Below are 7,292 nucleotides of genomic sequence, written 5' to 3'. Positions count from 1 at the left end.
ACCTCATAACAAAAGCTATGAGGTTTTTGTGTGAGCGCGAAAGGATTCGAACCTTTGACCGTCTGCTTAGAAGGCAGATGCTCTATCCAGCTGAGCTACGCACCCTAAAAATAAAATTTAAGTCGGGGCGGCAGGATTCGAACCTGCGACCTCCTGGTCCCAAACCAGGCGCGATGACCGGACTACGCTACGCCCCGAAGAGGTCATCTTTAACAAGAATTACCTTGTTTTTTGTGGGTGCAAATATAGATACTTTTTTTGAATTATAAAAATAAAACACTAATAATTTTTTAACAATAATATTTAATTAAATTTACCCGATTAATAATCATTGTTTTATAAAAACTTATGATCAGAAAAATTTTACTTTTATTATTTTCATTAATAATAATTTCAGTCGCTTTTAATTATTATATCGAGAAAAAGCTTAGCATTGCATTTTCGGAAATAGAACCAGAAAACTTGCAATATTTAGAACATCATTCTAATATCAATTTTTATACACACGGACTTGAAAATATCGGCGAAAATCTGCAGTATGAATTACTTAAAATGGGTATGCATAATTGCAAATTAGAGGTAAGGAGAGATTATGTATATTTCTTTCAGAATAAAGCTGTTAACATCAGTAATGAAAAAAAATGCCTGAGAATAGATGTAGATTATAATTTTGTTACATCAGTATTCAGCATTACAGGATTTCAAACTTGCAACTAATTAAATAAAGATCAAGGATTTATATAACAAAAAACCTCATAACAAAAGCTATGAGGTTCTGTGAGCGCGAAAGGATTCGAACCTTTGACCGTCTGCTTAGAAGGCAGATGCTCTATCCAGCTGAGCTACGCACCCATTAAAAGTTGATTCTTGCTTAATGATCCTTAAGCATTTAAAAAAGTCGGGGCGGCAGGATTCGAACCTGCGACCTCCTGGTCCCAAACCAGGCGCGATGACCGGACTACGCTACGCCCCGAAAAAGATATATAGAAAAGCGGAGGGTAAGGGATTCGAACCCTTGCGACACTTTCGCGTCGACAGTTTAGCAAACTGCTCCGTTAACCACTCCGGCAACCCTCCTGTTATCTTCGTTTTTTAATGATCGTTGTTCCTTTATTGCGAGTGCAAATATAGAATAGATTTCTTTATTTACCAAATATTTTTCAAGAAATATTTGCGTATTTTTGAGGTAATAAACTGGTAAAAAAAATAAACAAATGCGTAAAACATTATATATCATCGGATTAAGCGTTGCCGTTTTTTCCTGTACTTCACAACGAAATGCAAAAAAAAGGCAATATATCCCGAAAACCCCGTCAGTACAGCCGAAAACGACTGCTAAAACAACGGATGAGAAGCCAAAACCAAAGGTTTCCACAGAGCATGGTGTCGATTTTTTCACAACCAATATTGCCGATGCAACAAAAAATGATAATACCGCAAGTTACGGATCCATTGTTTCTGCAAAACCTGCCGGCTATAAAGTGGTAAAAGACTATTTTCCGGCCATTGCACAGAATTTCAGACAAAGATATCTTATCCTTCACTATACGGCATTGCCGGATGATAAATCTATTACTGTCCTTACACAGCAGGCCGTGAGTGCACATTATCTTGTAAACAATACAGGAGATAATGAAATTTACCAGTTGGTAGATGAAAATAAACGTGCTTATCACGCGGGAATAAGTGCATGGAGAACGGATAAAAACCTTAACGATACTTCAATCGGGATTGAAATCGTAAATACAGGATATATAACTGACGCTTCCGGAAAAAGAGTTTTTGCTCCTTTTGATGAAGCACAGATAAAAAAAGTAGCCGCTTTGGTAAAAGATATTGCAACCCGATATCAGATTCCGGCAACAAATATTCTTGCGCACTCCGATATTGCACCTACAAGAAAACAGGACCCGGGACCTTTGTTTCCGTGGAAAAGATTGTATGATGAATATCAGATCGGGATGTGGTATGATGATGCTGCTAAACAAAATTACTATGACCTTGCCGTTTCTGCGGATTTCCCATCGAAATATAATGATTCAACATTTATTTTTAATGTTCAGACACAGTTACAGAAATTCGGGTACGCGCTGGATCTGAGCGGAAAATGGGATGATGCTACCAAGAAAACAATAGAAGCTTTCCAGTATCACTTCAGACCGCAGAATTATGACGGAATCATGGATCCTGAAACATATGCAATATTACAGGCTTTAGTATTAAAATATCCGTTAAAATAAATGTACAATGTAGCAATTTATCAAAATAACAATGTCTAAATTCTATTACTATATTGGTACACTGTTACATTGATAAATTGTTATATCAATTATAAATTATGGAAAATTTCAGAAAAGAAAGCGATCTATTGGGGGAATTAAACGTCCCGATCAATGCTTATTATGGAGTACAGACGCAAAGAGCCATTAATAATTTTAAAATTTCAGGACAGCTGCTGTCTTCTTATCCTCAGTTCATCAGAGGGTTGGCTTACGTAAAGAAAGCAGCTGCAAAAACGAATTATGAGCTTGGGCTTCTTGATGAAAAATTGTACTTCAGTATCGCTGAAGTTTGTGATGAAATTATCAATGGGGAGCTCCACGAACAGTTTCCTGTGGATATGATCCAGGGTGGGGCAGGCACGTCCATCAATATGAACGCCAATGAAGTTATTGCCAACCGGGTTTTAGAAAAATTAGGAAAAAATAAAGGAGAGTATCAGTTTTGTTCGCCGAATGATCATGTTAATCTTTCGCAGTCAACCAACGATGCTTATCCAACCGCTATCAAAATGGGGTTGCTGCAGATGAATGCAATTCTTGTTGAAAAGCTTGGAAAAATTGTTGAGGCATTCAGGGAAAAAGGAAAAGAATTCCATGATGTTATTAAAATGGGACGTACACAGCTTCAGGATGCTGTTCCAATGACACTGGGACAGGAATTTGAAGCATTCGCTGCAACTCTGGAAGAAGATATTTCAAAATTAAATAACAATGCCGACCTTTTCGTGGAGGTGAATATGGGAGCTACTGCTATCGGAACAGGATTAAATGCTCCGGTCGGTTATGCCACATTATGTGCAAAAAACCTCGCTCAAATTACGGGTTTCCCGGTAGTTTCAGCGCCCGATTTGGTAGAAGCAACACCGGATACAGGATCGTACGTTATTTATTCGTCTGCAATGAAGCGGCTTGCCGTAAAGCTTTCAAAAATCTGTAATGATTTGAGGCTGCTTTCTTCAGGACCAAGGGCGGGACTTTTCGAGATCAATCTCCCGCCGATGCAGCCCGGATCTTCTATTATGCCTGGCAAAGTAAATCCGGTAATTCCGGAAGTTGTCAATCAGGTGTGCTTTAAAGTGTTCGGAAATGATCTTACCGTAACGTTTGCTGCGGAAGCAGGACAGCTACAGCTTAATGTAATGGAACCGGTACTTTCACACGCTATTATGGAAAATATTCATTTTCTTTGCAATGCCTTGGATACGCTTCGTGAAAAATGTGTCGTAGGAATTACGGCAAACCGTGAAGTGTGCCTCAATATGGTAAAACACAGCATCGGAATTGTAACCGCACTGAATCCATACATAGGCTATAAACATTCTACGGAAATTGCAAAAGAAGCGCTGGAAACCGGAAAAAGTGTTTATAATCTCGTATTGGAGAAAGGTATTCTTTCCCAGGAAAAGTTGGATGAAATCCTTGATCCGAGAAACATGCTGAAGCCGCATAACAAATAATAAACAACAATTGATAAGTGATAAAGCGTATTGAAGATAGTCTGTCTTATTGTTTCTTTATCACTTATCATTCATCATTTATACATTAACGTGAGGTTTTTAATTATAATTCCTGCGCATAACGAAGAGAATAATCTTTCTTTCACACTGGATTCTTTACAGCGGCAAAGCTTTAAGGACTTTAAGACAGTAATCGTAAACGACGGTTCTACGGATAATACGGCGGAAGTAATCAGGAAATACACTGATCTGGATGTCAGGTTTGAAACCGTGGATCTGCAGAAATCTTTACATCAGCCCGGATCAAAGGTGGTTCATGCTTTTAAAAAAGGACTTGAAACTAAGGACATAGATGCTTTTGACGTCATTTGTAAATTTGATTCTGATGTCATATTTCCTGAAAATTACCTTGAAAAAATCGGAGCAACGTTTAAGAAACATCCTGATTACGGACTTGTTGGTGGCCTTTTATATATTGAGAAAAACGGAGATTGGGTATATGAAGGAAATTCTAATAGACATCATGTACGGGGACCAGTAAAAGCCTACCGAAAAGAAAGTTTTATACAGATGAATGGCATCAGGGAAACTTTAGGTTGGGATAATATTGATGCAATCCTTCTTCAGAATCTAGGATGGAAAGAAGTCGTTATTCCGGAGCTGCACGTTCGTTTAATTAAAGTAAAAGGAGCAGATTACACCATTAAACCAGCCGAATATTACGGTAAATATTTCTATTTTTTAGGCTTAAACAGATTTTTGGCATATGTGGCATCTTGTAAAGAAGCGGTGAAAAGCAGATCAATATCTTTCTTTTTTAAAATTATCGGCTCTTATGAAAACTGTCGTAATCGTAAACTGGAATTAAAAATATCTGAGAATGAGCGGGAAATCATCAATCGGCAACGTTGGGAAATGCTTAAAAGAAAATGGCTGAAAATGTAATTTGCATTCACATAATATCTTTACCTTTAACAAATAAACAAGAAATACTCTTAGTTTAAATTTAAAACTTGAAAAGAATTGCTTACATAGAAATTGATACCCACGCTGAAATTGCCCAGTCTTTCATGGATATTATGAATGGGACGGGTTCTTTTTCAGTGGACTATTATTTTTCAAAAAAAGTTAAAGATCACATTGCTGAAAATGGGGAAAACATATTTCTCTCAGACAGTTCCATGATCTTGGATCAGTTGACGTTAAAAAAGTATGACCTTGTTATTATCGGAACTGTTCATCGGTATTTCAATACATTTTTCACGATTGCCGAAAAATATAATACGGCAGTTATTGTTCACAATATCAACTTTATCAGGACTTCAAATTTCAGTCTTCTTAAAAGTATATTCAAAAAAGATAGAATTTACCGGTTAAAACTTTTATGGAAAGAAGGATTACTGGGTTCTTCAAAAATTTACCGGAAAGCCAGAAAACTTTTGGTTCTGGATGAAGCATTGATTTCAGAATGCTTTAGTTTTTTACCTATTTTTTATACAAAATATTCAGAAAGAATTCAGAATAAAATTCTTACAGTTGTTATTCCGGGTGGTGTTTCCCAAAAAAGAAGGGATTATAAAAAAGTATTTTCAGAAATAAAAAAAATTGAAGACTTATATCATCATCCCGATTTTAAGAAAATACTGATAGAATTTGTTTTTTTAGGTAAGGCTGATCATGCCGAACTGAAGCAGCTTACTGATCTGCAACATTCTTTACAGCATGTTAACATTACTTATTTTTCGGAGAGGGTTCCGCCGGAAAATTTTGAGAATTGGATGCGGAAAGCAGATGTTTTGTGGTGTCCGATTCAGGAGGAAACAGAGTTTTTCAGCCAGAAAGAAATATATGGAAAAACAAAGATGACCGGAAATATTGGGGATTCCATAAAATTCGGGAAGCTTGCTGTATTCCCAAAGAATTATCAATCGTCGCTGGATTTTATTCTTCCGGAACAATCTGATCTCACCCAGCAGTTTGAAGAGCTTAAAGATCTGAAATTCGATTTTCAGAAGGAATACAACAAAAAAGCAGTCAGACAAAAGCTCGAAAATCTTTTGAACAGTTTAATGGCTACTTGAATTTAAAGATACTTTTAATAAAGTTTTTGTTTAAATAATCTTCAATCGGGAAAACCTTCGTGAAATAATTTCCGATGAAAATCAAAAGCAGGACCACAGCAGGTTTGTAAACCAGATTGATGAAATTGTTGCTGAAATTCGGAAGGACAATTGCCACGGTTATGGCCAGTGTGCAGATAATTGAGACGAAAATCATTTCAATAGTAAGCGGGGAAACTTTAAATACAAAATAATTAAATACGATCTTCACCACATTGTAGGTAATCAGCGAGATGGCTGTTGATAACGCAATACCGATCAGTTTCAAATCCGTATTTTTCAGGAAATATAAATTCAGGAAAATAGTGAGGCCTGCAAGCAGCAGCATTACGAGAATATTGAATTTGTAGTATTTTGAAAGTGAAATAATATTTCCGTTAAAACCTGTGGCAAGGTCAATTAACACTGCTGATCCCCAGATCCAGACTACCGGTTCGTATTCTCTCAGCAAAACCCCGTTTTTAGGCATAAAATAAGTCAGATAAGGGAATCCTACCATAATGCAGGAAAATAAAACGGCACCTAAAAAATAGAGGGTGAGCGAAGTTTTCTTATGAAACTTATCCAGTCCTTCCATATCCCCGTCTGCAAGATTTTTACTGATTATCGGGGCTGAAATATTAAATAATCCCAGCTGCGGAATCGAAATGAGGGAAATCAATGCATACAATGTAGAATAAATCCCGTTTTCCTCCATTCCCATGTATTCGCCGATCATAAAGCTGTTGATCGCAAGATAATTCCCGAAAGTCCCCAGAAAACCGAAAAAACTATAATTCATAAACTCCTTCCAGAACCCGTCTTTTTTAAAATAATCGGTACTGAAGTCGAAGTTGATTTTATCCAGCTTATTCGTATAGTAAATATAACCGAACAGCATCAGCGCAAAAATTCCGAAGAAAAATGCCAATGCCGTCTTCTGCGAAAATGCAAAGTAAAAAAAAAGACAGAATGCACCGAGGTTGGCAATTTTAGGAAAAAGATTGTCAAAAATATTGGAAACAACAATTCTTTTATAGTTGGATGTGTATTTATTGAATAGGGCACACAGCGACAAAACCAAAATCAAAGGAAGAATAATTCCTTTGATGTTCCACGCCTGAGTCTTTAAAAACTGAGGATAAAAATAGGGAAGTATAAAAAATACTCCGCAGAAAATCAGGAAATTGATGAAGATGATAAGCAGTGACAGGGAAAGCATATTCTGGTTTTTTCCGTCTTGCTGCACGCTGTGAAAAAATTTCACATTCGCATATGAAATCCCGAAAACTACGAAAGGAACCAGCATCTCTGCGGTCTGCATGCTGTATCTCAGTTTTCCGTAAAATTCAAAATCATTTGGGAAAATGAAAATCGCGGAAACGGTACCCAGGAGAAAACCTACATAGCCAATAATAGAATACTTAAACCCTTGTCTCGCAACTACACTCATT

Annotated in this window: 6 protein-coding genes and 5 tRNA genes; 5 read left to right on the top strand and 6 right to left on the bottom strand. The window is 36.8% G+C overall.

The features are described 5' to 3' along the window. Positions 1-31 precede the first annotated feature (31 nt). Positions 32-105: transfer RNA gene (locus U9K52_RS06185), tRNA-Arg, on the bottom strand. A gap of 17 nt (positions 106-122) precedes the next feature. Beyond that, positions 123-197, bottom strand: a tRNA-Pro gene (locus U9K52_RS06180). Between the two features lie 151 nt (positions 198-348). On the opposite strand from U9K52_RS06180, the gene U9K52_RS06175 reads away from it, so the two are divergent. Beyond that, complete coding sequence (locus U9K52_RS06175) at positions 349-717, top strand: hypothetical protein (RefSeq protein WP_322925662.1); 369 nt, start codon at positions 349-351, stop codon at positions 715-717. Positions 718-778: 61 nt separating this feature from the next. On the opposite strand, the gene U9K52_RS06170 is transcribed toward U9K52_RS06175, so the two are convergent. The 3 genes from U9K52_RS06170 to U9K52_RS06160 form a co-directional block, all read right to left on the bottom strand. Further along, a tRNA-Arg gene (locus tag U9K52_RS06170) sits at positions 779-852 on the bottom strand. Between the two features lie 46 nt (positions 853-898). Beyond that, positions 899-973: transfer RNA gene (locus U9K52_RS06165), tRNA-Pro, on the bottom strand. A 19-nt stretch (positions 974-992) separates the two neighbouring features. Next, positions 993-1,077, bottom strand: a tRNA-Ser gene (locus U9K52_RS06160). A gap of 137 nt (positions 1,078-1,214) precedes the next feature. Between U9K52_RS06160 and U9K52_RS06155 the strand changes: the two genes are divergently transcribed. The 4 genes from U9K52_RS06155 (at position 1,215) to U9K52_RS06140 (ending at position 5,820) form a co-directional block, all read left to right on the top strand. Next, entirely contained in the window at positions 1,215-2,240 is a 1,026-nt protein-coding gene (locus U9K52_RS06155; RefSeq protein WP_322925661.1) for an N-acetylmuramoyl-L-alanine amidase, read from the top strand. Positions 2,241-2,338: 98 nt separating this feature from the next. Beyond that, positions 2,339-3,739, top strand: coding sequence for an aspartate ammonia-lyase (gene aspA, locus U9K52_RS06150; protein WP_248394438.1), 1,401 nt, complete (start codon positions 2,339-2,341; stop codon positions 3,737-3,739). 90 nt (positions 3,740-3,829) lie between these two features. Further along, complete coding sequence (locus U9K52_RS06145) at positions 3,830-4,684, top strand: glycosyltransferase family 2 protein (RefSeq protein WP_322925660.1); 855 nt, start codon at positions 3,830-3,832, stop codon at positions 4,682-4,684. Positions 4,685-4,752: 68 nt separating this feature from the next. Next, positions 4,753-5,820, top strand: a complete 1,068-nt coding sequence (locus tag U9K52_RS06140; RefSeq protein WP_322925659.1) for a hypothetical protein — start codon at positions 4,753-4,755, stop codon at positions 5,818-5,820. Here the strand turns inward: U9K52_RS06140 and U9K52_RS06135 are convergent. Next, on the bottom strand, positions 5,813-7,291 hold the full coding sequence (locus U9K52_RS06135) for a lipopolysaccharide biosynthesis protein (RefSeq protein WP_248394433.1): 1,479 nt from the start codon (positions 7,289-7,291) through the stop codon (positions 5,813-5,815). The two genes, U9K52_RS06140 and U9K52_RS06135, sit on opposite strands and share 8 nt — an antisense overlap. Position 7,292 lies beyond the last annotated feature (1 nt).

The sequence above is a fragment of the Chryseobacterium sp. MHB01 genome (genome assembly GCF_034651565.1).
In the GTDB taxonomy this organism is placed as follows: Bacteria; Bacteroidota; Bacteroidia; order Flavobacteriales; family Weeksellaceae; genus Chryseobacterium; species Chryseobacterium nepalense.
The sequence above is the reverse complement of the archived record's forward strand: the minus strand, read 5'-3'. Positions and strand labels throughout refer to the sequence as shown.

Coding starts and splice junctions, on each gene's coding strand:
- U9K52_RS06155 (WP_322925661.1), top strand. CDS start 1,215: ATGCGTAAAACATTATATATCATCGGATTAAGCGTTGCCGTTTTTTCC.
- aspA (WP_248394438.1), top strand. CDS start 2,339: ATGGAAAATTTCAGAAAAGAAAGCGATCTATTGGGGGAATTAAACGTC.
- U9K52_RS06135 (WP_248394433.1), bottom strand. CDS start 7,291: ATGAGTGTAGTTGCGAGACAAGGGTTTAAGTATTCTATTATTGGCTAT.
- U9K52_RS06175 (WP_322925662.1), top strand. CDS start 349: ATGATCAGAAAAATTTTACTTTTATTATTTTCATTAATAATAATTTCA.